The sequence below is a fragment of the Kocuria oxytropis genome, from assembly GCF_040981195.1.
GTDB classification, from domain to species: Bacteria; Actinomycetota; Actinomycetes; order Actinomycetales; family Micrococcaceae; genus Kocuria; species Kocuria oxytropis.
This window is the reverse complement of the sequence record NZ_JAVFXA010000124.1, coordinates 1-512: the sequence shown is the minus strand read 5'-3', so window position 1 is coordinate 512 and position 512 is coordinate 1. Positions and strand designations below refer to the sequence as shown.

1 pseudogene is annotated in these 512 nt (G+C 74.2%); it reads right to left on the bottom strand.

Annotated features, from left to right (window positions below):
- Positions 1–221 precede the first annotated feature (221 nt).
- Positions 222–512: pseudogene (locus tag QYM41_RS17915) on the bottom strand (MFS transporter); the annotation flags it as partial.

Here is a 512-nt window from a genome sequence, read left to right as displayed (position 1 = left end):
CTGCTCTCGCGCTTCGCCGCCGGGCTGGAGCCGACGACCGCGCCGCAGAAGTCAAGTGGTGATCTCGCGCACGATGCTCCGTAGGATGAGGCGCAGTCACCAGAGCTTCCCGGTTTCCTGGTGGCTGGGCCGGTACGGGACCCGTCTCGTACCGGCCGCTCTCGTGCACCGCCCCCAGCACTCCTCCATTTCGTGCGAGAGGGGGGCGGGGACGGGGGCTGCTATTGCGGGCGGCGGACCGTTGCGGCGGCCAGCAGCCCTCCGGCGGCGAAGAGGCCGGCGCACAGCCACGCGACGACCGCGAAGCCCTCGAGGACCTGTTGCGGGTCCACGAACCCGGCGCCGCCCAGCCCGCCCACCAGCGGGACCGCGGCGACGGCGAGCAGGCCCGCCGTCCGGGCCACCGCGTTGTTGACCCCGCCGGCCAGTCCGGCCCGCTCCTCGGGCAGGGCCGCCAGGACGGTCGCCGTCAAGGGGGTGACGAACAGGGTGAGGCCGGCGCCGAAGACCGT